The following is a 23615-nucleotide window of genomic DNA, read 5'->3' on the forward strand; positions in this document are numbered from 1 at the left end:
AGAGGAATTTCACGTTGTTGTTGCTGCATGCGCTTCCTACACTAGCCACCGTTCAGCCTGCCTTTGTCCTGCCGGCATTCCTCACGCAGACAGGGCGACAACAACAACGACTTCAGGAGACAAGCCATGCAAAGACGCCATCTTTTGGCCGCAGGATTGACGGTATTGCCCTTGATGGGCCATGCCAGCACCGCGCGGTCCCTGCTGCCCAAGACCTCCATTCGCATCCTGGTGGGTTTCCCGCCCGGCGGCGGCACCGATGTGGTGACGCGCGTCATCGCGCAGCAGCTGAGCCAACGCTGGGACCGCGCCGTGGTGGTGGAAAACAAGGCCGGCGCCGCAGGCGTGATCGCCGCCGAATATGTGGCCAAACAGCCTGCGGATGGCGCCACGCTGCTGATGACCAACTTCAGCAACCATGCGGTCGCACCCAGCCTGCATCCGCGCCTGGGCTATGTCGTCGAGCGCGACTTCCGCCCCATTGTTCTGGTCGGTGTGGTGCCCAGCCTGCTGATTTGCCGCCGGGAGCAAGAGGCGCAGACGCTGGCGGCCATTGTTCAGCGTTGCCAGGCCAAGCCTGGGGCCGTGAGCTTCGGCTCCGCCGGGCCCGGCTCCATCCAGCACCTGGCGCTGGAAATGTTCCAGATGCGCGCCGGCATCAGCGCCCTGCACACGCCTTATCGCGGCTCCGCCCCCATGCTCGCCGACCTGCTTGGCGGCCAGATCGACTACAGCTTTGAAACCATGGCCTCGGCCACGCCCCATGTGGCCAGCGGCAAGGTCGTGGCGATTGCGCAGACGCGCCTGCAGCGCGCCAAGGCACAGCCGCAGATTCCCACGCTCGCCGAGATGGGCTACCCCGGTTTTGATGCCAGCACCTGGTACGGACTGGTAGGCCCGGGCGGCATGTCGGAGCCGCTGGTGCAAGCCATCAACCAGGACGTCAACGACGTGCTGAAACTCCCCGCCGTGGCGGAGAAACTCGTGGCGTTTGGTGCCGAGGATGGCGGCGGCACTTCCGCCCGCTTTACCGCGTTCATCGCCAGCGAAAAAGCCAAGTGGGCCCATGTCATTCGCGAAGCAAAGGTGGTTGTGTAATGAGCGCTATCCGTTTTTCAGTCTCCCAGACCTTGCCCGTCGATGCCGCCGCTGCCGCTCTGGTGGGCCGCGTCTGGCGCCCGGCATCGCCCGATGGCACGGCGCTTGCCGGCCCCTGCGTGGTCGCGGTACGCGGTGATCGCCTCTACGATCTGAGCGCGCATACGCCCACGATGTCGGCGCTGCTGGAGCGCAGCGATCGCCTGTGGCTGGCGCGCGAAGCCGAGGCCACCGACCTGGGGCCGCTGCAGGCGTGGCTGCAAAGCAGTCTGGAGCATGGCTGCGACACCCTGCATCGCCATCTGCTGGCGCCCTGCGATCTGCAGGTGGTCAAGGCGGCCGGCGTCACTTTTGCGGCGAGCATGCTGGAGCGGGTGATCGAGGAGCAGGCGCGCGGCGAGGCCGACAAGGCACACGCCATTCGCAGCTCCATGACAGCCATCGTGGGCGATGACCTGGCCCGCATTGCGCCGGGCTCGGAGCAGGCCATGGAACTCAAGCGTGTGCTGTCGTCCCAGGGCCTGTGGTCGCAATACCTGGAAGTGGGCATAGGCCCCGACGCCGAAGTCTTCACCAAGGCGGCGCCGCTGTCCTCGATGGGCCATGCGGCCACCGTGGGTTTGCACCCCGGTTCCGAATGGAACAACCCCGAACCCGAGATCGTGCTGGCCGTGAACGCCCAGGGGCAGATCGTGGGCGCCGCGCTGGGCAACGATGTCAATCTGCGCGACTTCGAAGGCCGCAGCGCACTGCTGCTGGGCAAGGCCAAGGACAACAACGCCTCGTGCGCCATAGGCCCCTTTGTGCGGCTGCTGGACGCGCAGTTCACCCTCGCCGACATTGACTCGGCGGAAGTGGCCATGACCGTGTCCGGCCTGGACGGCTTCGAGCTCGACGGCCACAGCTCCATGCAGCACATCAGCCGCTCGCCTACCGAACTGGTGGGCCACGCCATGGGCGCGCACCACCAGTACCCCGATGGCATGTTTTTGTTCTGCGGAACGATGTTCGCTCCCACCAAGGACCGCGATGCGCCGGGCTCGGGCTTCACGCACCACCTGGGCGATGTCGTCACCATCCACAGCCCGCGTCTGGGCGGCCTGGTCAACAGCGTGGGGCGCAGCGATCAACTGCCTCCCTGGCAGTTCGGCATCAGCGCCTTGATGCGCAATCTGGCCGCCCGGGGCCTGCTGTAAAAGCGGGCCTGGTTTTCACTTTCACACTCTCCTATGACACTGCCTCACATTGGTTTTATCGGCATCGGCCTGATGGGCGAAGCGATGACGCTGCGCCTGCGCGCGCTGGGCTACGAGGTCACGGTCTGGAACCGCGAGGCCAGCCGGCTCGGTACGGTTGTTGCCGCCGGCGCCATTCCCGCGGCCAGCCCTGCGCAGGTGGCGCAGAGCGCCGACATCGTGATGCTGTGCGTGCTCGACGACGCGGCGGTGGCGCACTGCACGCAAGGCCCCGAAGGCCTGGCCACGCAGCCCGCGTGCAGGGCCCGACTGGTCATCGATTTCTCGACGATTTCTCCCGACACCACGCGCACGCTGGCCCAGTTCGTGTCTGCGCAGGCCGACATGCAATGGCTGGATGCCCCGGTGTCCGGCGGACCCGAAGCGGCGCGCAACGGCCAGCTGACCATCATGGTCGGCGGGCGCGCGCAGGACTTCCAGCAGGCCCAGACGGTGCTGGATGCGCTGGGCAGCCAGGTCACGCACATGGGCCCCAGCGGGGCAGGGCAGACCGCCAAGATCATCAACCAGGCGATCGTTGGTGCGGGCTTTGTGCTGATGAGCGAAGCGGCCCTGCTGGCCGAAGCGTCGGGCATTGACGCCGCACGGTTGCCGGCCTGTCTGCAAGGCGGGTTCGCCGACAGCACGCTGCTGCAGAAGGTCTACCCGCGCATCCACGCCCGCGCGTTCGATCCGCCCATAGGCTACGCACGCCAGCTGTCCAAGGACATGGATGCCGTGGCCGCGTTTGCGAATGCATTGCAATGCGAGCTGCCGCTGGTGAAAGCCGCGGCCCAGCGCTTTGCGCAGTATGTGGACGCTGGCGCTGCCATGGCCGACTCCGCGTCCATCATCCGGCTGTATGAAAGCGAAGCCGCTGCACGGCAAGCAGGGGGCGCGCCATGAGTTCCGTCATCACCTGTATCGAAGACCTGCGGGTGCTGGCGCAGCAGCGCGTGCCCAAGATGTTCTATGACTACGTGGACGTGGGCTCCTGGACGGAGAGTACCTACCGCGCCAATGCCGCGGATTTCCAGTCGATGCTGCTGCGCCAGCGCGTGGCGCGTGATCTGTCGCAGCGCTCGGTGCGCTCGACCCTGGTCGGGCAGGACGTGGCCATGCCCGTGGCCATCGCACCCACGGGCCTGACCGGCATGCAGCATGCCGACGGAGAAATCCTCGCCGCCCGGGCCGCCAAGGATTTCGGCGTGCCGTTCACGCTGTCCACGGTCAGCATCTGCTCCATCGAGGATGTGGCCGAAGGCACGCAAGGCCACCCGTTCTGGTTTCAGCTGTACGTGATGCGGGACCGCAAGTTCGTCCAGCGGCTGATAGACCGCGCCAAGGCCGCCCAGTGCTCGGCGCTGGTGGTGACGCTGGATCTGCAGATCAGCGGCCAGCGCCACAAGGACCTGAAGAACGGCCTGTCCGCGCCGCCCAAGCTGAGCCTGCTGAACCTGTTGAACATGGCCAGCAAGCCCCGCTGGTGCCTGGGCATGCTGGGCACCAAGCGGCGCACTTTCGGCAACATCATCGGCCATGTCGAGGGAGTCGACGACATGACGTCGCTCGCCGATTGGAGCTCCAAGCAATACGACCCCGCGCTGAACTGGGATGACATCGCCTGGATACGCCGCCAATGGCCTGGCAAGCTGATTCTCAAAGGCATCCAGGACGTGGAGGACGCGCACCTCGCGGTGGCCAGCGGCGCTGATGCGCTCATCGTCTCCAACCATGGCGGGCGCCAGCTGGACGGCGCGCCATCGTCCATCCGGGCCCTGCCTGCCATCGTGCAGGCCGTGGGCCGGCAGATTGAAGTGCACATGGATGGCGGCGTGCGCTCAGGCCAGGACGTGCTCAAGGCCGTCGCCCTGGGCGCCAAGGGCGTCTACATAGGCCGTGCCATGTTGTACGGCCTGGGTGCCATGGGCGAGCCAGGGGTCACCCGCGCCCTGGAAATCATCCACAAAGAGTTGGACTTGACGATGGCCTTTTGCGGCAAGACCGACATCCGCGAGGTGGATGCATCCATCTTGCTGGCGACATAAAAAAACCCACAAATCCTCAGGAGACAAAAATGAGCAATGCCTTGAAAAAGATGACCCGTCCCGCACGCCGCCACTACCTGGTGGCGGGCGCCGCCCTGCTGGCCATGGGCGCCGCCCCGGCCCTCGCACAGACTGCACCCTATCCACAGCGGTCGATAGAACTGGTCGTGCCCTACCAGGCGGGCGGTGGTGCCGATGTGATGGCTCGTGCTTTCGCCAATGCCGCGGCCAAGCACCTGCCCCAGAGCATCATCGTCGCCAACCGGCCCGGTGCCGCGGGCGTGGTCGGTTGGCAGGAGGTGATACGCGCACGGCCCGACGGCTACAAGGTGGCGCTGACCACGGTGGAGGTGACTTTCCTGCACCACCTGGGCCTGGCCAAGTTCGACCAGCAGGCGCTGCGGCCCATCGCCAAACTCAACGCCGACCCCGCCGTGCTGGTCGTGCGTGACGATGCGCCTTACTCGACGATAGAAGAGTTCCTGGCCCACGCCCGCAAGCCCGACTCCAATGTGCGCGTCGGCAATGCCGGCCAGGGCTCGATGTGGCACATGGCCTCCGCGGCGCTGGCCGAAAAGGGCAAGGCGCAGTTCAACTACATCCCCTATCCCGGTGGCTCGCCCGCGCTGCTGGCCTTGCTCGGCGGGCACATCGATGCCGTCATCGCCAGCGCGCCCGAAGTGATTCCCAACGTGCTCGCCGGCAAGCTCAAGGCGCTGGGCGTGATGTCCGAAAAACGCATCAAGGGGCTGGAGAAAACGCCTACCTTGCGCGAACGCAATATGGACCTGGTGCTGGGCACCTGGCGCGGGCTGGCCGTGCCCAAGGACACGCCCGATGCGGTGGTCAACGTGCTCAAGGTCGCGGCCGAAAAATCCATGCAGGAGCCCGCGCTGCGCGAAGTGATGGAGAAGCAGTACTTCACCACCGACACCTATGAAAACGCTGCGACCTTTGCCGCCAGCATGGACAAGGAAAGCGCTGCGCTCAAAGGCATTGCTTCGCAGATCAGCAACAAGAACTGAACCCTAAATGCTTGAATCCATCAATGCCCGCACGGGCATGGCCCATGGTGCTTCCTGGGCCGACTCCACAGCGCAAGACATAGACCTGGCCGCGCGGCAGGCGCAAAGCGTCGCCAGCGATTTCGCCCGCGCCACGCCCGGTCTGCGCGCAGAACTTTTGCGCAGCATGGGCCAGCGGCTGCTGTCGGCGCGCGAGGCGCTCGTCGCCCTGGCCGACCGCGAAACCGGGCTGGGCCTGCCGCGTCTCAACGGCGAGCTGGACCGCACGGTCTACCAGCTGGAGCAGTTCGCGCTGGCCCTGGACCAGGGCGCGGTGCACTTGCTGCTGGACGAGCCGGCCGTGGCCGGCGCTGCGCCAGTCGGGCGGCCGCGCATGACGCGCATCCGCGTGCCGCTGGGGCCGGTGGCCGTGTTCGCGGCCAGCAATTTTCCGTTTGCGTTCTCCGTCGCTGGCGGCGACACCGCGTCGGCCCTGGCCGCAGGCTGCCCGGTGATCGTCAAGGCCCATCCCGCGCACCCGGCCTTGTCGCTGGCGCTGGCCGAGCAGGTCCAGGCGGCAGTCGCCCAATGCGGCTTGCCGGCCGCTGTGTTTCAGCTGGTGCAAGGCGCTGGCATCGCCGTGGGCGTGCGGCTGGTCCAGGCTCCGGCCGTGGCCGCCGTGGCGTTCACAGGATCGCTCCAGGCGGGGCGCGCGCTGGCCGACCTCGCCGCGGCCCGGTCACGGCCCATTCCCTTCTTTGGCGAACTGGGCTCGGTCAATCCATTGATCGTGCTGCCCAGTGCGCTCGCGTCGGGAGCGGCGGAACGCGCAGCGGCCCTGGCGCAGTCCATCACCCTGGGCGCGGGGCAGTTCTGCACCAGCCCTGGCGTCATCCTGGTGCCGCAGGGAGAGCCGGGCGATGGCTTTGTGCACGCGCTGGCCGGGCAGCTGTCGCAACTTCAGCCCCACGGCATGCTGACGGCGGGCATACGGCGGAACTTCGAGTCCGGTGTGGATGCCTGGCGCCATGCCGGCGGGGCACAGGTGCTGGCGGGCCTGGAGGGCAACGCGGCGGCCACGCCTGCAGCCACGCTGGTGCAGGTGTCGGCGGCGGACTACCTGCGCCAGCCGGCCCTGCAACACGAAGTGTTCGGCCCCGCGGCACTGGTGGTGCGCACGCAGGCCATGAACGAGATGCTCGAGGTGCTGGCAGCCATCGGCGGCACGCTGACCGCCACGATCTGGGGCATCGATGGCGATGCAGCGCAAGTCACCGAAGAGGTCCATGCCCTGGTGCACAGGGCGACCGAGGTGGCGGGCCGGGTGCTGTTTGCCGGCGTGCCCACGGGCGTGGCCGTGACGGCGGCGCAGCAGCACGGCGGGCCTTATCCCGCGTCCACCGCGCCCGCGACGACATCGGTGGGCCTGGCTGCCATGGACCGCTTTCTGCGCCCGGTGGCGCTGCAGGATGCGCCCGACTGGCTGATTCAGCGGTACTAGGCTTGCGCGCGGCGGGCCCCGCCGCGGCTCTCAAGGCTCCCGGCCGACGACGTCGAAGAAGGCCTGGACCATGCGCATGTCGCGCCTCTCCGACAGGCACACCATGTGCACATGGGTGCGGACCTGGGCGCCTTCCAGGCGGACCGCATGCAGGCCAGGTCCGGGAATGAATTCCACTTCGGACACGGCCGCTATCCCCAGGCCCTGCGCCACGGCTTCGCGGATGATTTCGCGGCTGGTGACTTCCATCACCACGTGGGTCTCGACGCCGGCGTTCTTCAGCGCCAATTCCAGCGCCTTGCGCGTCGTCGAACCGGTTTCCCGCAGTATGAGTTTCTCTCCGGCCAGCTCTTCGATGCAGATCACGCGCCGCTTGGCGAAGCGGTGCTGGGTGGAGCAGAAGATCACCACGGGGTGGTCGCTGTAGGGAATGGAGACAAAGCGCCGGTCGCTTTCCACATGGGCGAGCACGCCCACGTCGGCGCTGTAGTCGGTCAGCCGGCCCAGGACTTCCTGGGAATTTCCCGTGCTGACCGAGACCTTGATGCCAGGGTAGTGCTGGTGGAAGGCCGCGAGCATGGTGGTCACCTGGGCCGGGCCGACGGCGGCCACGCGCAAATGCCCTGTTCGCAGCTCGCCGGACTCGCGCAGCAGCTGCAGGGCTTCGGCTTCGAGGCTGAAGATCTGGCGGGAAAGATGCAGCAGCCGCTGCCCCATTTCGGTCGGCAGAACGCGCTTTCCCGTGCGATGAAAAAGCTCCACCTTGTGCAGCTCCTCCAACTGTCCGACCTGGGTGGTGATGGTGGGTTGGCTCACATGCAGGCTCTGGGCCGCCGCGGTAAAGCTGCCGGTGGTGGCCACGGCGTGGAAGGAACGCAATTGGGTCAAACGCATGGATTAGCTCTCGGTGGATTCCCTGTGGAACTATAGATTTTTTGAATATCAAAGTCAAAAATTTTGAATTTGATAAATAGGTTGTTTCACCGGACAGTGAGGTCCAGCGCCAAGGAATTCCCCTCGGCGAGAAGTCCATCACGGATCTGACGCCCGCGTCGATCACCCCATGAACAGGCCTGTGGCCCCAGCGGGACCCGCCAGCGTGCATTCATCAAAAAGGAGCTCCCCAATGACATCGCAACCCGAAACCGTCCAGTCCAACGGACGACATTACGCCAAGCCCCAGGCACCCGTGGTGGTGGTCTGCGTCGATGGCTGTGAGCCTGACTACATCACCCAGGCGATCCAGGCCGGTGCCGCCCCCTATCTCAAGCGCATGCTGGCCCAGGGCAGCTCCTTGCTGGGCGACTGCGTGATTCCCAGCTTCACGAACCCCAACAACGTTTCCATCGTCACCGGCGTTCCGCCTTCGGTGCATGGCATCTGCGGCAACTACTTCTATGACGAAGCCGCCGATCGGGAAGTCATGATGAACAGCCCCGAGTACTTGCGCGCGCCGACCCTGCTGTCGGCCTTCGCGAATGCCGGCGCGCTGGTGGCGGCGGTGACGGCCAAGGACAAGCTGCGCACCTTGCTTGGCCATGGACTCAAGGGCATTTGTTTCTCCGCCGAGAAGGCCGACAAGGCCACGGTCGCCGAATGCGGCATCGACAAGGTGCTCGAGCTCGTCGGCAAGCCCGTGCCTTCCGTCTACAGCGCGGATCTGAGCGAGTTCGTCTTCGCGGCCGGCGTGCGCCTGCTGGAGACACGCAAGCCGGACCTGATGTATTTGTCCACTACCGACTACGTCCAGCACAAGTGCGCGCCCGGAACGCCGGAGGCCAATGCCTTCTACGCCATGATGGACGGCTACCTGGCCAAGCTGGATGCGCTGGGCGCGGTGATCGCCTTGACCGCCGACCATGGCATGAGCCCCAAGACCGATGCCGCGGGCAATCCGCGCGTGCTCTACCTCCAGCAGGAACTCGATGCGCTGCTCGGCGAAGCCAGCACCCGCGTCATCTTGCCGATCACCGACCCCTATGTGGTTCACCACGGTGCACTGGGCTCTTTCGCGACGGTGCACGCCAATCGTGCGCCGCTGGACCAGGTGCGTGCGGTGCTGTGCAATCTGCCGGGCGTGGAGCAGGTGCTGACGCGTGACGAGGCGGTTCAGCGGTTCGAGCTCGCCGGTGATCGCATCGGCGATCTGATCGTCATTGGCGATCACCTGACCGTGCTGGGGACCAGCGCCTTGAGGCATGACCTGACGGGCCTCACGGTGCCGCTGCGCTCCCACGGCGGCGTGTCCGAGCAGAAGGTGCCGCTGCTGTTCAACCGTCCGCTGCGCGGCGTGGCGCCTGGCCGTCGCCTGCGCAATTTCGATGTCTTCGATCTGGCCCTGAACCACGCCAGCGCCACGCTCTGAAGGCCACCGATGACCCACGAATTCTTCAATCCCGTGCGCAGCGTGTACGGGGCCGGGGCCCTGGCGTCCCTGCCTCAATTGCTGGCCGGCCGCAAGGCCGTCGTCGTGACGTTTCCCGAGGCCCGCCAGTTCGGTCTGGTGCAGCGTCTGCAGGACTTGCTGGGCGACCTGCTGGTGGGCGTGATCGACACGGTCCTGCCCAACCCCGATGTGGCCGAACTCCAGCCGCTCTACGAGGCGTTCTGGAGCGATCCGCAAGGCGCCGAAGTGCTGATCGCCGTGGGCGGGGGCAGTTCCATCGACACGGCCAAGGCGCTGATGGTGGGCACCGAAAGCGGGCGTTTCAAGGACTTGATCGCGGCGCTGGTCGCGGGCGAGTCGTTCGTTCCCGCACGGCTCAAGACGCTGATCGCCGTGCCGACGACGGCCGGCACGGGCAGCGAAGTCACGCCCTGGGCCACGATCTGGGACCGCAAGGCCCAGCGCAAGCATTCGCTGCACCTGCCGCAGACCTGGCCCAGCATTGCCGTCGTGGATCCGGAGCTAATGCTGTCCCTGCCGGCGTCGGTGACGCTGCAAAGCGGCCTGGACGCGCTGTCGCATGCGCTGGAGTCGATCTGGAATGTCAACGCGAATGCCGTGTCCGACACCTTTGCCGTGGCGGCGGTGCAGGAGATCTTCGCGACCTTGCCCTCTCTCATGCAGCAGTTGGACGATGTGCAGCTGCGCCAGCGCATGGCGCTGGCCGCGCTGAAAGCGGGCATGGCTTTTTCCAACACACGGACCGCGCTCGCGCATTCCATTTCCTACGAGATGACGCTGCGCTACGGCCTGCCGCATGGCATTGCCTGCTCCTTCCCACTGCCCATGGTCCTGCAGCGCGCGATAGGCCAGGACCCGGCCCGCGACGCCGTGCTCGCACAGGCACTGGGCCCCCTGGACAGCGCGCCGCAGCGTCTGAGCGCTTTCATCGAGCAGCTCGGCGTGCGGACCTGCTTCTCGGATTACGGTGTCTCGGACGAAGAGGCGCAACAGATGGTGGCGCATGCGCTGACGGGCGCGCGCGGGAAGAACTTCATCGGCACGGCACAGAAGGAGGCAGCATGAGCACTGTTCTTGAAAGCATTGAGTTCCGCGCGGAGGCACTGCGCATCGGTGGTGAGAAGGTGTACACGGACCGCACCATCGACGTGCGCAACCCGTACAACGGCGAGTGTGTCGGCTCGGTGCCCATGGCGACGCTGGAAGACGTGCGGCGTGCCTACGAGATCGCCCATGCCTACGTGCCCAAGCTGTCGCGCTATGAGCGCTCGGCCATCCTCAACCGGGCCGCGGCGCTGCTGCGCGAGCGCACGGAAGAGGCGTCCACGCTGATCACGAGCGAGTCCGGCCTGTCGAAGAAGGACAGCATCTACGAGATCGGGCGCGTCGCTGATGTGCTGAACTTCGGCGCCATCGAAGCGCTGCGCGACGACGGCCAGGTGTTCTCCTGCGATCTCACGCCGCATGGCAAAAGCCGCAAGGTGATCACCACGCGGGAACCCTTGCTGGGCGTCATCACGGCCATCACGCCGTTCAACCATCCGATGAACCAGGTGGCCCACAAGGTGGTGCCTTCGGTGGCTACCAACAACCGCATGGTGCTCAAGCCGTCGGAGAAGGTGCCGCTGTCGGCCCTGTATTTTGCCGATCTACTGTACGAGGCGGGCCTGCCGCCGCAGATGCTGCAGGTCATCACTGGCGATCCCCGCGAGATCGCCGATGAGCTGCTGACCAATCCGCGCGTGGATCTGATCACTTTCACCGGCGGCGTGGAGATCGGCAAGTACATCGCGACCAAGGCCGGCTACCGGCGCGTGGTGCTGGAGCTGGGCGGCAACGACCCGCTGATCGTGATGGACGACGCCGACCTCGACCGGGCCAGCGATCTCGCCGTCCAGGGCTCCTACAAGAACTCCGGTCAGCGCTGTACCGCCGTGAAACGCATGCTGGTGCACGAGAAGGTCGCCGGTGCTTTCACGGAGCGCGTGGTGGCGAAGACGCGGGCCTGGAAGTACGGCAATCCCATGGACAAGAACAACGACATGGGCACCGTCATCGACGCCGCCGCGGCCCTGCGATTCCAGCAGGTGGTGGACGAAGCCGTGTCCCAGGGCGCCCGGTTGCTGGCAGGCAATCTGCGCGAAGGCGCGCTGTACTCGCCGACCGTGCTGGACCGCGTGCGTCCCGAGATGACCGTGGTGCGCGAGGAAACGTTCGGCCCGGTCTCGCCCATCCTGACGTTCGCCAACATCGACGAAGCCATCGCCATTTCGAACGGCACGGCCTTCGGTCTGTCCTCGGGCATCTGCACCAACCGCACGGATGACGTGACCCGCTTTGCCAAGGAACTCAAGGTCGGGACCGTGAACCTCTGGGAAGTCCCCGGCTACCGCATCGAGCTGACGCCTTTTGGCGGCATCAAGGATTCCGGTCTTGGCTACAAGGAGGGCGTTCAGGAGGCGATCAAGTCGTTTACCAACTGCAAGACGTTTACCTTGCCCTGGTGATGCATCCGGTCCGGCAAGGAGCAGATGCGTTTCGAAAATCGCCCTTGCTGGCCGCTGAAAATAGGACTCGGCAATTCCCGCTGCACGCTGCACAGGCGCGTGGCGGGCCTGGACCGAAAGGCGCGGGTGAAGCGCGCTCATACCTAGAAGGAGACAACGATGAAACCGATCGAAATGAACCAGATGGATGCCATGCGCCGCCGCCTGCTGATGGGGGCGGGCGCCGCCACGGCATTGACGCTGGGTGACCTGCTGTGGCCCGAGGAGGCTATGGCTGCGCAGCCCAAGCGCGGCGGAAGCCTGGTCTATACCAACACCTATCCCAACAACCGGATGGGCGATGCGCGTACCGGGCGGCACCCCCAGCATTGGCTGGATCTGAACAACCGCAGCGCATACAACGCCTTGACCTGGGTGGACGAGAACCTGGAAGTGCAGCCAGAGCTCGCCACGGCCTGGGAGTCCAGCGATGATCTCAAGGTCTGGGACATCACGCTGCGCGAAGGCGTTCTGTTCCATGACGGGCGCGAGATGACGGCCGATGACGTGGTTTCTTCGTACAAGTTCCACCAGACATCGACCGGATACGCGAAGCAGATCGTCAATGTGGAAAAGGTCGGCAAGAAGGTGCGCATGACGCTGGACGCACCGAACAGCGAGTTTCCGTATGTGCTCGCCGAGTACCACCTGATGATCATGCCGGCCGCGGACAAGGACAAGATCGGCCTGTCGGGAATCGGTACCGGTCCGTTCAAGATCGTCAACCTGGACCCGAAGCGGCGCATCATCCTGGAGCGCAACGAGAAGTTCTGGCGCCCGGGCTTTCCTTACCTCGACCGCCTGGAAGTGGTGAGTTCGCCGGGCCGCATGGAGGCGGCGTTGAATGGTTTTCGCGGCGGCCTGTTTGACGCGGTGATCGGCGTCGATCCCGGTCTGCTGCCCGACCTGGAGCGCACGCCCGACCTCAAGTACAACCTGTCGAACAGCGGTGACCTGGCCTTGATGGTCATCCCCAAGGTCGAAGGCTCGCCCTTGAATGACAAGCGGGTGCGGCAGGCGCTGGCTTTGGCGATAGACCGCGAAAAAATCATTCGCATTGTCTACGGCAAGAAGGCCGGCTGGGTCGGCAACGACTCGCATCTCACGCCGGCCAACGCCTCCTTCAAGCCCCTGCAGCGCATCCACGACATTGCCCGCGCGCGCGCCCTGCTGGCCGAGGCCGGCCATGCCAATGGGATCAAGCTGCCGACCTTCTACTACACCGCGACCTGGCCTGAAGTGGCGCGCGTGTTCCAGGTGCTTTCCGAATCGGTGAAGGAGGCCGGCATCACCTTGCCGATCGAGCAAAGGCCTAGCGATGGCTATAGGCAATGGCGCGTCGAGGACGCCGAGAAAACCCGCAAGCACCGTTTCGCCTACACCCCGGCCGGCCCGCGCAATCCGGGCGTGAGCCTGTACCGGCTGCGACCGGACAACAACGAGAGCGGCTATTGGCGCGGTGCGGGCTGCGACGAGTACATGGCGCTCTACCGGGCGTCGCTCGCCGAGCCGTCGGCCGACAAGCGCCGAGCGAACTATGTGCGTATGCAGGACATCCTGCGCGACGAAGTGCCCGTCATTTCCGCCGGCGGTCGGCGCAATCTCCTGATCCACAAGCCGAACGTCCAGGGGCTGCGCAACCACTCCCAGTTCTGGTCGATGCGCTTTGATGAGGTCTGGAAGTCCTGAGCCTTGCCCAGTCCTTCACTTTCACACAGGGCGATCCACCATGTTTCTTACTTTTCTGCGGCGCATAGGCCTTTATGCGCTGACGCTTTTTCTCGCTTCGCTGCTGGTCTTCGTCGCGACCGAGGTCTTGCCCGGCGATGCGCTGGAAGTCAGCCTCACGGCGGACGAGGTCGCGATGATGAACCCCGAGGACCTGGCACGCAAGCGGCGTGAGCTGGGCATGGACAAGCCCGCGCCGGTGCGCTACGTGGCCTGGCTGGCGGGGGCGGTGCGCGGCGATTTCGGCAAGACCATCCTCGGGGGCACGCCGGTCATCGACATCATCCGCGAGCCCGTGAAGAATTCGCTGCTGCTGGCCGCGGTCACGGCCCTGGTGGCGATTCCGACGTCCTTGCTGCTGGGCATCATCGCCGCGTACTGGCGAGGGCGGCTGCCGGACACGCTGGCGTCGATGGGCGCGGTCATCGGCTATTCGATTCCGGAGTTCGCTTCCGGCAACCTGCTGGTGCTGATCTTCGCGATCTGGATACCCGTTTTCCCGGCGGTGATCCTCGCTTTCGCCGACGCGCCGCCGTCGACCTTGCTGGCGGTCTCGGTGCTGCCGGTGGCGACCATCGTCTTCGGCTCGATTGCCCACCTGGTGCAGCTCATTCGCACCGGTCTGATCGAGGCGCTGGCCAGCGACTATGTGGAGCGCGCCCGCTTCACCGGGCTGAGCGAGTTGCGGCTGATCCTGCGGCACGCGCTGCCCGCCTCGGTGATTCCCGCGCTGAACTCGGCGGCCCTGTATGTCGCCGGCCTGCTCGGCGGCATCGTGGTCGTCGAGAAGGTGTTCGGCTACCCGGGCCTGGGAATGATTCTGCTGCAGGCGGTGGACAAGCGTGAGGTGCCCATCGTCCAGGCCGTCAGCCTGCTGGCCGCGCTGGCCGTCGTCACCATGAACCTGCTCGCCGACCTTGCGGTCGTCGCCCTCGATCCCCGTGCCCGGAGCCGTTGAACCATGATGCTCAAGATCAACTATCACGCGCTGCTGCGTCCTGCCGCCTTGTTCGGTATCGGCATCGTGCTGCTGCACCTGGCGCTGGCGCTGGCGGCTCCCTGGATCGCTCCCTACGATCCGATGTCGCTCAACGGCGGTCGGGCCGAACCGCCGAGCGCCGAGTTCTGGCTGGGCACGGATGTACTGGGCCGCGACTACCTGTCGCGCCTGCTATGGGGCGGGCGCACGTCACTGCTGGCGGCCTTCACGGGCGTCGTCGTCGCGGTGAGCGTGGGCAGCATGCTGGGCGTGGCTGCGGCCTACCTCGGCGGCATTTTCGACGACATCATGATGCGCATCGTCGACCTCAAGCTGGCCTTGCCGGGGATTCTGTTCGTGGCGCTGTTCACGGTGGGATTCGGCGAGTCGCTGCCGGTGCTGATCGTGCTCATCGGCATGGTGTATTTCCCCGGCGTGGTGCGCATCGTGCGTGCGCAGACCCTGACCCAGGTCAACCTGGGTTATGTGAAGGCCGCGCAGCTGCGCGGCGAAGGAACGCTGTCCATCATCCTGCGCGAGCTGCTGCCCAACACGCTGGACGTGGTCTATGTCGAGTTCGCGATCCGCATGTCGCACGCCATCCTGCTGTTGAGCGCGCTGTCGTTCCTGGGCATGGGCATCTCGCCGCCCACGCCCGACTGGGGCCTGATGGTTTCCGAAGGCGTCAGCCAGCTGGCCTATGCGCCCTGGCTGGTGCTGGCGCCGGCCCTCTTCATCGCCACCCTGGTTCTGGGCCTGAATTTCGGCGCCGAGGCGCTGGCCCGTGCGCTGGGGCTGGATGCCACGCGTGGCCAGGACGCGGCATGAGCAGCGCCTTTCCAAGTCTCATGAAAGTGACTGCTATGAAACATCCTGAGTCGGTGCCGCTGCTGCGGCGCCAGGACGCGTCCCAGGCCCTGGGCGGGCAACTCGAAGTCCAGGGACTGAACATCGGCTACCGCCGCAGCGACGGCAAGATCGTCGCTGCCGTGCACAACGTCGGGTTCACCGTGGCGGCCGGCGCCAGCCTGGGCATCGTCGGCGAAAGCGGGTCGGGGAAGTCGACCGTGGCACGCGCCCTGCTGGGCCACTGCCGTCCGGGCGGTGTGATCACGGGCGGTGCGGTGCGCATCGCCGGCGAAGACATCCTGGGCCTGGACGAAGCCGGTCGGCGCAGGCTGCGCGGCAGGCATATCGCTTTCGTGCCGCAGAATCCGCTGAGCTCGCTCACGCCCCACATGCGCATCGGCGATCAGGTGGACGAGGCCGTGCGGCACCTGCGCGGCTGCGACGCGGCCGAGGCGCGCGCGCGCACCCTGGAGCTGTTCGCGGCCACCAACCTGCCCGACCCCCAGGCGATTTGCGCGCGCTATCCGCACGAGCTTTCGGGTGGCCAGCGCCAGCGCGTGGTGATCGCCGCGGCGCTCGCCGGCGATCCGGGCCTGCTGGTGCTGGACGAGCCGACGACGGCGCTCGACAAGACCACCGAAGTCCAGGTGCTGGAGCTGGTTCGCACGCTGCGCCACCGTTTCAATACTTCGCTGATCTACGTCAGCCACGACCTCGGCGTGATCTCGCGCATGTGCGACGAAGTCATCGTGATGTACCAGGGCGCGGTGGTGGAGCAGGGCCCTGCCGCGAAGATTTTCAGCGCGCCTGCGCATGCCTATACGCAGCAGCTCATTGCCGCGATTCCGCGCGTCGATGCCGAGCCGCCGCCGCGTGCGCATGTCGACGCGGCGGCCATGGCCGCGCCGCTGCTGTCCGCCGAGGAACTGGCTTTTTCCTATCCCGCGCGCCGGCGCAACTGGTTCCAGCGCTCCGGGAACGCACAGCGGCCGGCGCTGGCCAGGCTGTCGTTTTCCATTGCCCGCGGCGAGACCCTGGGGCTCGTGGGCGAGTCGGGCAGTGGCAAGTCCACGGCCGCCTCGCTGGTCGCTGGCCTGATGGCGCCTTCGGGCGGCGCGCTGAAGTTCGACGGGCAGGCGCTGGCGCCCTTGGCCACCGGGCGTTCGCTGGCGCTGCGACGCCGGATACAGATCGTGTTCCAGGATCCGCTGTCGTCGCTCAATCCGCGCCAGCGCATCGCCACCATCCTGGAGCGCCCGCTGACCATGTTCACGCCGCTGCGCGGCCCGGCGCTGCGCGAGCGTGCGCAGGCCTTGATGCGCGACATGCACCTGGATCCGGCCCTGCTCGAGTGCTATCCGCGCCAGCTGTCCGGCGGGCAGCAGCAGCGCGTGGCGATTGCGCGGGCCTTCGCCGCCGAGCCCGATCTCATCATCTGCGACGAGATCACCTCGGCCCTCGATGTGTCGGTCCAGGCCCAGGTGCTGGACCTGCTGCTGGAGTTGCAGCGCAAGACGGGCACTGCCTACCTGTTCATCAGCCACGACCTCGGCGTGATCCGCCGCATGGCCGACCGCGTCATGGTCTTGCAGCAGGGGGCGGTCTGCGAGGCCGGTCCCACCGAGCAGGTGTTCAAGTCCCCGCACAGCGCGTACACGCGCCTGCTGTTGCAGGCCACGGCGCTGCATTCCGTGAACGCACATCCGGAGAACGTTTCCTCATGACCAAGATCATCCATATCACCGACCCCCACCTGGTTTCGCCCGGTGAAATCCTGCACGGGCTTGACCCGCATGCCCGCCTCGTGGCCTGCATCGACGACATCCTGGCAAATCACGCCGACGCCAGCTGCTGCGTGATCACGGGCGATCTCACCCATCGCGGGGAAGCCCCGGCCTATGCGGCGCTGCGTGCCCAGATCGATAGGCTGCCTTTCCCCTGCTTTCCACTGGTTGGCAACCATGATGTTCGGACCCTGCTGGCCGCCGCATTTCCCGGCGGGCTCAATGACGGCCAGGGCTTTGTTCAAGGGCGCTTCGATCTGGCGGATGCTTCGCTGCTGATGCTCGACACGCTCGACGAAGGCCGCAACGGCGGCCTCTACTGCGAGCAGCGCCAGGCCTGGCTGGCGAACGAGCTGGACCAGCTGGGAGATCGCCCGGTCTATCTGTTCATGCACCACCCGCCGTTCGATATCGGCATTCCCTGCCTCGATCGCATGAGCCTGGCGAATCCGGAAGCCTTGGCACGGATCACGGCCGGGCGCGGCAACCTACGCCACCTGTTCTTCGGCCATGTGCATCGCCCCGTCTGCGGTAGTTGGCGCGGGATTCCGTTTTCGACCATGCGCGGACTGAACCACCAGGTGCCGTTCGATCTGCACACGATCTCGCCTGTGCCCAAGAGCCACGAGCCGCCGGCATACGCCGTGGTGTTTCTGGCCTCGGATCAGGTCACGGTGCACTTCCATGACTACCTCGATCAATCCACGCTGGCCGGGCCCGCAGGGAGCGTGAAATGACGGCGCGGCGCCGCGCGGTGGTGGTGGTCTGCGACAGCCTGGCCGCAGACCTGGTCCGGCCGGACACCGCGCCCTCGCTGTCGGCGATGCGCGCGCAGAGCGCCGATTTCGTGGCGGCGCGCAGCGTCTTTCCATCGACCACGCGCACGAGTTCGGCCTCCATGGCCACGGGCTGCCTGCCCGGCGCGCACGGCTTGCTGGGCAATACCATGGTCTTGAAAGAGGACGGCAGGCTGGTCCGGATGTCCGTGGGCAAGCCCGACTTCCTCGATCGGCTGCGCCGCGCGACGGGCCAGACGCTCAGGCGCCCGACCTGGGCCGAGCGGCTGGCCGATCACGGCGGCGCCATCGTCATGTCCAATGTGTCGCCCGGTGCGGCCTATCTACAGGACCCGGACAGCTTTGGCCATGTCTACCATCGCAGCGGCTCCCGCGGGCCCGGCGGCGAACTTCTGGACGACGGCTTGCCCATCGAAGTGGGTGCGGCAGGCGATGCGGCCATGACCGAACGCTTTTGCCGCGAAGTGCTGCGCGAGCGTGCCCCGGCACTGGCGGTGCTGTGGCTTTCCGAGCCCGACCATACCGCGCACCACACGGCCCTGGGCTCGCCCGAGCACCTGGCGATGATTGCGCATGCCGACGCTTGCGTCCAGCAGGTGCGGAGCACGGTCGATGCGCTGGATCCGGACGGAGAAGAGATCCTGCTGGTGGTCTGTTCCGACCATGGAATGGAAACAGTGGGGCGGCAGATCGACCTCGACGAGCTGCTGCTGGCGACCGGCTGGAAGAACAGTCCCCAGTCTTCGGATGTCGTCGTGGCGCCCAACGGCAATGCCGCGCTGCTGTACTTCGCTGACAGCAAGCGCGTGGATATCCCGCCATTGGCGCAATGGCTGCAAGACCAGGATTTCGCCGGTCGCGTCGTCTGGGGCGATGCGCTGGCCGAACTCGGTCTGCCGACCGACGGCCCGCTCGGCATCGCCTTGGCGCTGCGCCACGACACTGCCGCCAATCCCCATGGCGTGCGGGGCCGCAGCGTGTCCGTGCTCAGTCCTTTCAGCAACTCATCGCTTCCGGGCTGCGGTCAGCATGGCGGCCTGGGAGCCCATGAACAGCAGCCCTTCCTCTACCTGCGAGGAGGGGGACTGCGTCCCGGTGAGCGCGGACAACCCGCGTCGCTGATCGACATCGCGCCCACCGTGCTCCACCACCTCGGGGTCGCGGCGGATGGAATGCAAGGGCGGGTACTGCGCTAGCCAGGCCGCTCTTTCCACTGTCTGACGTCCGGTAAAGCCAAGCGCGCTCAGTCGCGTGAAGGCGCAGCTTTGCCTGCCGTCGGCCTGAAATCTTTCCTTCCACGAGTACACGTCATCAAAGACGGATCGCCACCCACGGAGAAGACAATGAAAAGACCTATTCCTGCGCTCATGCTGGCCGCTGCGGCCTTTGTTTCCATGGCCCCATGCCATGCACAGTCTTCCGTCACCGTGTTCGGCCTGATCGACACGGGCATCAGCCACTACCGGGTCCACGGTGGCCAGCGCCAGACGGCGCAGGCCTCGGATGGACTGGCGAGCAGCCGCCTCGGCCTGCGCGGCCAGGAAGACCTGGGCGGCGGCCTGAGCGCCCACTTCTGGCTGGAGGGCGGAGTGGCCGTAGACGACCCTGCGGAGTTTAATTTTGCGCGCCGCTCCACCGTGGGCCTGACAGGCCCCTGGGGGGAAGTGCGCTTGGGGCGCGACTACACGCCGACCTACATGATCCAGTCCGAATTCTCGGGACCCTGGGTCACCAACGGTGTGGGCGAGAGCCTGGTCTACCGGGGGCGCGCGACGCTTTACGGCAGCGCCAATGGCGGCCAGAGCACCCATGTGCGTGCCAGCAACTCGATAGGCTACTTCCTGCCCAAGAGCCTGGGTGGCTTCGCCGGGCAGCTGCAGTACGCGTTTCCCGAAGCGGAGGACGGCAGCCAGGCCGGGCGTTATCTGGGCGGCAAGCTGACCTACAAGCAAGGCCCTTGGCGCCTCGGAGTGGCCTATAGCCGGGCCACGGGCGGGCGCAAGGCGCCGGGCACGCGTCCGCGCGATCTGCAGTCGACCAGCCTGGGCGTTGCGTACGATTTCGGGGTCGCGTCGCTGGAGGCGCTTTACGCGAAGGACCATGTGGCCATGCCGCTGGGGCGCAAGGGCCTGGAGGGGCTGACGGCCGGTCTGACGGTGCCGGTGGGCCAAGGCGAATTCCGCGTGAGCTACGCGCAGATCGACTTCAGCTATCCCAGCGATCAGGCGCGTGCCAACAAGCTGGCTTTCGGTTACGTCCACCATCTTTCGAAGCGCACGGCGCTCTATGCCACCTACGCCCAGGTGCGAAACCGGGGCGGCGCGGCATTCACGGTTGGCGGCGATCCGGCGGGCATCCGCAACCAGGCGTCGAGCGGCCAGAATTTCGGCATCCGACACCTGTTCTGAGCCGGCGGCGATGCAAACTGCTGATCCATCATCCCAAGGAGTTCCTGTCATGCACCGTCGCGATCTCATCCGCCTGGCCACCGCTGCGGCGGCAGCCACCTCGCTGCCGCGCTGGAGTGGGGCGGCCACGCTGAACCAGCGGGAGCTGTTTCCCATGGGCGTGGCCAGCGGCTCGCCTTCCCCGGATGGTTTTGTGCTCTGGACCCGGCTGCTCGACGGCCCGGTCCCGGGCACCGTGGCTGCGGATACGCCACGCGGCCGGCTGCCCGATGCGCTGACGGTGCGCTGGGAGATTGCCGAGGACGAGGGCTTTCGCCGCATGGTCCGCACGGGCGCGGCCCAGGCGCTGGCGGCGCTCGGCCACAGCGTGCACGTCGAGGTGACGGGGCTGAGGCCGGATCGCTGGTATTTCTACCGCTTCATGCACGGGGATGCGGTCACGCAGACCGCGCGTACGCGCACCGCGCCGGCCCTGGATGCGATGCCCGAGCGCACGCGCTTCGCCTTTGTTTCGTGCCAGCGCTGGGAGCAGGGCCACTATGCAGGCTATCGCCACATGCTGGATGAAAACCTGGATCTGGTGCTGTTCCTGGGTGACTACATCTACGAGTACGCCATGCCGAAGACACCGCCCAGCTATCCGCTGGTGCGCACCCATACGCTGCCTGCGGCGCAGGTCTTGGCCGATTACCGGGATCGCTATGCCTTGTACCGGACCGATGCGCAGTTGCAGGCAGCGCACCGCGCATGCCCGTGGATTGTCACCTGGGACGACCACGAGGTCCAGAACGATTACGCGGGTCTGGGCGGCCTGGGTGCGGCCGATGCTTTTCTCGCGCGCCGCAGCGCCGCCTACCAGGCGTTCTATGAAAACATGCCGCTGCGCGCGTCGGTGCTCACCCATGGTCTGGCCGGCTTGGGCACGCACGATGGGGTGCGCATTCATGACCGCCATGCCTGGGGTCAGCTGCTGCGCTTTCATACGCTCGACACGCGCCAGTACAGCGATAGACAGGCCTGCCGCGTGCCTGGGGGCAAGGCGCAGGGCGCGGTCTCTTCCAAGGACTGCCCTGAGCTGCTGGACGCCAGGCGCTCTATGCTGGGCGCCGACCAGGAACGCTGGGCTGCGCAGGGGCTGGCCCAGGATGCCGCGTCCGGCACACGCTGGAGCGTGCTGGCGCAGCAGACGATTTTCTCCCAGCGCAATTACCTGCCGCTTCCCAACGAGAGCTACAACAGCAGCACCTGGGACGGCTACCCGGCCAGCCGCCAGCGGCTGCTCGACGCGGTACGCCATGCAGCGCCGCGCAACACCGTCTTTCTCGGCGGTGACATCCACCAGAACTATGTCTGCCGCGTGCTGGCCGATTTCGCGAACGCGCAGTCCCCGGTCATCGGCAGCGAGTTCTGCGGGACCTCGATCGCTTCGGTCAGCAATGTGCCGCAAAACCGGGCGCAGGCCATCGCGGACAACAACCCGCACATCCTGCTGGCGCGCTCGGACAAGCGCGGCTACGCCGTGGCCGAAGTCACGCCGCAGCGCTGGGTCACGACGCTGCGCGTCGTCGATGACGTCACGCGGGCCGACAGCGGCGTCTCGACGCTGGCGCGCTTCGTTGTCGACGACGGCGTGCCGGGGCCGCGGCCTGCATGACCCCGTGCCGTCCGGTCGGGCAAGACCGGGCGGCGAAGATTTGGCAAGACTTCACGAAACATGGCGGCAACGTGCTTGAAAAACCGACTCCGATGATGACGGGGGCCGAATGGCCTTATCTTGAAATCCTGGTGCGGCTGGCGCTGAGCCTGGCCCTGGGCCTGCTGATCGGACTGGAGCGCGAGCGCCGGGGCAAAGAGGCGGGCCTGCGCACCTTCGGCTTCATCTGCATGCTGGGCGCGTTGGGCGGCCTGCTCGGAGCGCCATTCGCGCTGCTCATCCTGGCGCTGGTCGGCGTGCTGGCCGTGCTGCTCAATGTGCAGACGCTCAGGGCAGGCCAGGGCGCCGAGTTGACCACGTCGGCGGCGATGCTAGTGACCTGCCTGGCCGGCGTGCTCTGCGGCCAGGGGCATACCATTTCGCCAGCGGCGGTGATGGTGATCGCCACGGCACTGCTGGCCTGGAAAGAGCGTTTGGCCGGCTTCTCGGCGGGCCTGACCGAAAGCGAGATGCGCTCGGCCCTGCTGCTGGCCATTCTCGCCATCGTGATCTATCCCGCGTTGCCCGAAGGCGCGGTCGGGCCCTGGAAGCTGGTCGAACCACGCGCTGCATGGGTGACGGTCATCCTCATCGCGGGCATTGGCTTCGTCAACTACATCCTGTGGAAGCTGTACGGCACGCGCGGCACCGAACTTTCCGGCTTCCTCGGCGGCCTCGTCAACAGCAACTTCACCGTCATTGAAATGTCCTCGCGTGTTGTGGCGACGCAGGGCGCCTATGTGGGCACGGCCTACCGCGGCATTCTGCTGGCGACATCGGCCATGGTGCTGCGCAATGCGGGCCTGCTGCTGATTCTGGCGCCGATCGCGCTGCTGGGAGCCTCCGGCGCCTTTGCCCTGATGATGCTGGCGAACGCCACGCTGGTGCTGTGGAGCTACCGCAGCGGCGCGAAAAGCACCGCCGAGCCGGTCCCGGAAATCAAGCTGGATCTGCCTTTTTCCCTGCCGCTGGCGCTCAAGTACGGCGTGGTGTTTCTGCTGCTGCACATCGTCGGCGGGCTCACGCAGCGCCATTTCGGTGATGCCGGCTTTTATTTCGTGAGCATCGTCGGGGGCCTGCTGTCCAGTGCCAGCGCGGTCGCGGCGGCCGCCACGCTGGCCTCCCAGGGCAGCCTGTCGCCCGTTACGGCGGGCACCGGCGCGGTGCTGGCTTCCTTGACCAGCATCGCTTTCAGCATGTCGTTTGTGCTGCGCACGCGGGAGCGCCGGCTCACCGGGAAGCTGTGCACGGCCATGCTGTGCATCGCGGCGGCGGGCGCTGCGGGCCTGGTCGGCTGGCCCTTCATTCTTCCGCTGATGGACCCCCTGCTGCGTTGAGCAGCGGTCCCGGGTGCAGCGCAATCCATATCTTGAGGAGACCCCAGATGGGCAATGTACAGACGATGGAATCCGTCCTGATCGAGAACCGTGTTTTCGTGCCCGATGCACGGGCTGCCCAGGTGGCCCGCATTTCCGGCATGCCGGCCTACGAGGCCTTGTGCGCCGAAGCCGAGGCTGATTTCGAAGGCTATTGGGCGC

General features: G+C 66.4%; 19 protein-coding genes. 18 read left to right on the forward strand and 1 reads right to left on the reverse strand.

Features of this window, described 5'->3' with window-relative positions; all coding sequences use genetic code 11:
- Nucleotides 1-126: 126 nt before the first annotated feature.
- The 6 genes from N0K08_RS22630 to N0K08_RS22655 are packed head-to-tail and all read left to right on the forward strand — an operon-like array spanning nt 127 to nt 6886.
- Nucleotides 127-1098: a Bug family tripartite tricarboxylate transporter substrate binding protein gene (locus N0K08_RS22630; protein ID WP_261502688.1), complete on the forward strand. Its 972-nt coding sequence runs from the start codon at nt 127-129 to the stop codon at nt 1096-1098.
- A complete protein-coding gene (locus tag N0K08_RS22635) occupies nt 1098-2294 on the forward strand; it encodes a fumarylacetoacetate hydrolase family protein (protein ID WP_261502689.1) in 1197 nt (398 codons plus the stop codon). The genes N0K08_RS22630 and N0K08_RS22635 overlap by 1 nt, the downstream gene beginning before the upstream one ends.
- 33 nt (nt 2295-2327) lie before the next feature.
- The gene (locus tag N0K08_RS22640) at nt 2328-3239 is read left to right on the forward strand and encodes an NAD(P)-dependent oxidoreductase (RefSeq protein WP_261502690.1); all 912 of its coding nucleotides are present in this window, start codon (nt 2328-2330) and stop codon (nt 3237-3239) included.
- Complete coding sequence (locus N0K08_RS22645; RefSeq protein WP_261502691.1) at nt 3236-4381, forward strand: alpha-hydroxy acid oxidase; 1146 nt, start codon at nt 3236-3238, stop codon at nt 4379-4381. Before N0K08_RS22640 ends, N0K08_RS22645 begins: the two co-directional genes overlap by 4 nt.
- 29 nt (nt 4382-4410) lie before the next feature.
- The gene (locus N0K08_RS22650) at nt 4411-5406 is read left to right on the forward strand and encodes a tripartite tricarboxylate transporter substrate binding protein (protein WP_261502692.1); all 996 of its coding nucleotides are present in this window, start codon (nt 4411-4413) and stop codon (nt 5404-5406) included.
- Nucleotides 5407-5413: 7 nt separating this feature from the next.
- A complete protein-coding gene (locus tag N0K08_RS22655) occupies nt 5414-6886 on the forward strand; it encodes an aldehyde dehydrogenase (NADP(+)) (protein ID WP_261502693.1) in 1473 nt (490 codons plus the stop codon).
- 30 nt (nt 6887-6916) lie between these two features.
- On the opposite strand, the gene N0K08_RS22660 is transcribed toward N0K08_RS22655, so the two are convergent.
- A complete protein-coding gene (locus N0K08_RS22660) occupies nt 6917-7780 on the reverse strand; it encodes a LysR substrate-binding domain-containing protein (protein ID WP_261502694.1) in 864 nt (287 codons plus the stop codon).
- A 232-nt stretch (nt 7781-8012) separates the two neighbouring features.
- Between N0K08_RS22660 and phnA the strand changes: the two genes are divergently transcribed.
- The 12 genes from phnA to N0K08_RS22720 all read left to right on the forward strand — a co-directional run bounded on the left by phnA (nt 8013) and on the right by N0K08_RS22720 (nt 23414).
- Nucleotides 8013-9251, forward strand: coding sequence for a phosphonoacetate hydrolase (gene phnA, locus N0K08_RS22665; RefSeq protein WP_261502695.1), 1239 nt, complete (start codon nt 8013-8015; stop codon nt 9249-9251).
- A gap of 9 nt (nt 9252-9260) precedes the next feature.
- Nucleotides 9261-10358 carry an iron-containing alcohol dehydrogenase PsrA gene (gene psrA / locus N0K08_RS22670; protein ID WP_261502696.1) on the forward strand — a complete coding sequence of 366 codons (1098 nt, stop codon included), beginning with the start codon at nt 9261-9263 and terminating at the stop codon, nt 10356-10358.
- Entirely contained in the window at nt 10355-11800 is a 1446-nt protein-coding gene (gene phnY / locus N0K08_RS22675) for a phosphonoacetaldehyde dehydrogenase (protein WP_261502697.1), read from the forward strand. Before psrA ends, phnY begins: the two co-directional genes overlap by 4 nt.
- Nucleotides 11801-11959: 159 nt before the next feature.
- Nucleotides 11960-13528: an ABC transporter substrate-binding protein gene (locus N0K08_RS22680; RefSeq protein WP_261502698.1), complete on the forward strand. Its 1569-nt coding sequence runs from the start codon at nt 11960-11962 to the stop codon at nt 13526-13528.
- 40 nt (nt 13529-13568) lie between these two features.
- Entirely contained in the window at nt 13569-14525 is a 957-nt protein-coding gene (locus N0K08_RS22685; protein WP_261502699.1) for an ABC transporter permease, read from the forward strand.
- A gap of 3 nt (nt 14526-14528) precedes the next feature.
- Complete coding sequence (locus N0K08_RS22690; RefSeq protein ID WP_261502701.1) at nt 14529-15374, forward strand: ABC transporter permease; 846 nt, start codon at nt 14529-14531, stop codon at nt 15372-15374.
- Between the two features lie 35 nt (nt 15375-15409).
- Nucleotides 15410-17119 (forward strand): dipeptide ABC transporter ATP-binding protein, encoded by a 1710-nt coding sequence (locus N0K08_RS22695; protein ID WP_261502702.1) that lies wholly within the window; start codon nt 15410-15412, stop codon nt 17117-17119.
- Entirely contained in the window at nt 17116-17916 is an 801-nt protein-coding gene (locus N0K08_RS22700) for a phosphodiesterase (protein WP_261502703.1), read from the forward strand. Before N0K08_RS22695 ends, N0K08_RS22700 begins: the two co-directional genes overlap by 4 nt.
- The gene (locus N0K08_RS22705; protein ID WP_261502704.1) at nt 17913-19172 is read left to right on the forward strand and encodes an alkaline phosphatase family protein; all 1260 of its coding nucleotides are present in this window, start codon (nt 17913-17915) and stop codon (nt 19170-19172) included. Before N0K08_RS22700 ends, N0K08_RS22705 begins: the two co-directional genes overlap by 4 nt.
- A gap of 147 nt (nt 19173-19319) precedes the next feature.
- On the forward strand, nt 19320-20384 hold the full coding sequence (locus N0K08_RS22710; RefSeq protein WP_261502705.1) for a porin: 1065 nt from the start codon (nt 19320-19322) through the stop codon (nt 20382-20384).
- 49 nt (nt 20385-20433) lie between these two features.
- Nucleotides 20434-22038, forward strand: a complete 1605-nt coding sequence (locus tag N0K08_RS22715; protein WP_261502706.1) for an alkaline phosphatase D family protein — start codon at nt 20434-20436, stop codon at nt 22036-22038.
- Nucleotides 22039-22109: 71 nt separating this feature from the next.
- A complete protein-coding gene (locus N0K08_RS22720; protein ID WP_261502707.1) occupies nt 22110-23414 on the forward strand; it encodes an MgtC/SapB family protein in 1305 nt (434 codons plus the stop codon).
- Nucleotides 23415-23615 lie beyond the last annotated feature (201 nt).

It is taken from the genome of Acidovorax bellezanensis, from assembly GCF_025421555.1.
Lineage (GTDB): Bacteria > Pseudomonadota > Gammaproteobacteria > Burkholderiales > Burkholderiaceae_C > Comamonas > Comamonas bellezanensis.

Coding starts and splice junctions, on each gene's coding strand:
- N0K08_RS22645 (WP_261502691.1), top strand. CDS start 3,236: ATGAGTTCCGTCATCACCTGTATCGAAGACCTGCGGGTGCTGGCGCAG.
- N0K08_RS22705 (WP_261502704.1), top strand. CDS start 17,913: ATGACGGCGCGGCGCCGCGCGGTGGTGGTGGTCTGCGACAGCCTGGCC.
- N0K08_RS22690 (WP_261502701.1), top strand. CDS start 14,529: ATGATGCTCAAGATCAACTATCACGCGCTGCTGCGTCCTGCCGCCTTG.
- phnY (WP_261502697.1), top strand. CDS start 10,355: ATGAGCACTGTTCTTGAAAGCATTGAGTTCCGCGCGGAGGCACTGCGC.
- N0K08_RS22685 (WP_261502699.1), top strand. CDS start 13,569: ATGTTTCTTACTTTTCTGCGGCGCATAGGCCTTTATGCGCTGACGCTT.
- N0K08_RS22655 (WP_261502693.1), top strand. CDS start 5,414: ATGCTTGAATCCATCAATGCCCGCACGGGCATGGCCCATGGTGCTTCC.
- N0K08_RS22710 (WP_261502705.1), top strand. CDS start 19,320: ATGAAAAGACCTATTCCTGCGCTCATGCTGGCCGCTGCGGCCTTTGTT.
- N0K08_RS22640 (WP_261502690.1), top strand. CDS start 2,328: ATGACACTGCCTCACATTGGTTTTATCGGCATCGGCCTGATGGGCGAA.
- N0K08_RS22695 (WP_261502702.1), top strand. CDS start 15,410: ATGAAACATCCTGAGTCGGTGCCGCTGCTGCGGCGCCAGGACGCGTCC.
- N0K08_RS22630 (WP_261502688.1), top strand. CDS start 127: ATGCAAAGACGCCATCTTTTGGCCGCAGGATTGACGGTATTGCCCTTG.
- N0K08_RS22660 (WP_261502694.1), bottom strand. CDS start 7,780: ATGCGTTTGACCCAATTGCGTTCCTTCCACGCCGTGGCCACCACCGGC.
- N0K08_RS22715 (WP_261502706.1), top strand. CDS start 20,434: ATGCACCGTCGCGATCTCATCCGCCTGGCCACCGCTGCGGCGGCAGCC.
- N0K08_RS22650 (WP_261502692.1), top strand. CDS start 4,411: ATGAGCAATGCCTTGAAAAAGATGACCCGTCCCGCACGCCGCCACTAC.
- N0K08_RS22680 (WP_261502698.1), top strand. CDS start 11,960: ATGAAACCGATCGAAATGAACCAGATGGATGCCATGCGCCGCCGCCTG.
- N0K08_RS22700 (WP_261502703.1), top strand. CDS start 17,116: ATGACCAAGATCATCCATATCACCGACCCCCACCTGGTTTCGCCCGGT.
- phnA (WP_261502695.1), top strand. CDS start 8,013: ATGACATCGCAACCCGAAACCGTCCAGTCCAACGGACGACATTACGCC.
- N0K08_RS22635 (WP_261502689.1), top strand. CDS start 1,098: ATGAGCGCTATCCGTTTTTCAGTCTCCCAGACCTTGCCCGTCGATGCC.
- psrA (WP_261502696.1), top strand. CDS start 9,261: ATGACCCACGAATTCTTCAATCCCGTGCGCAGCGTGTACGGGGCCGGG.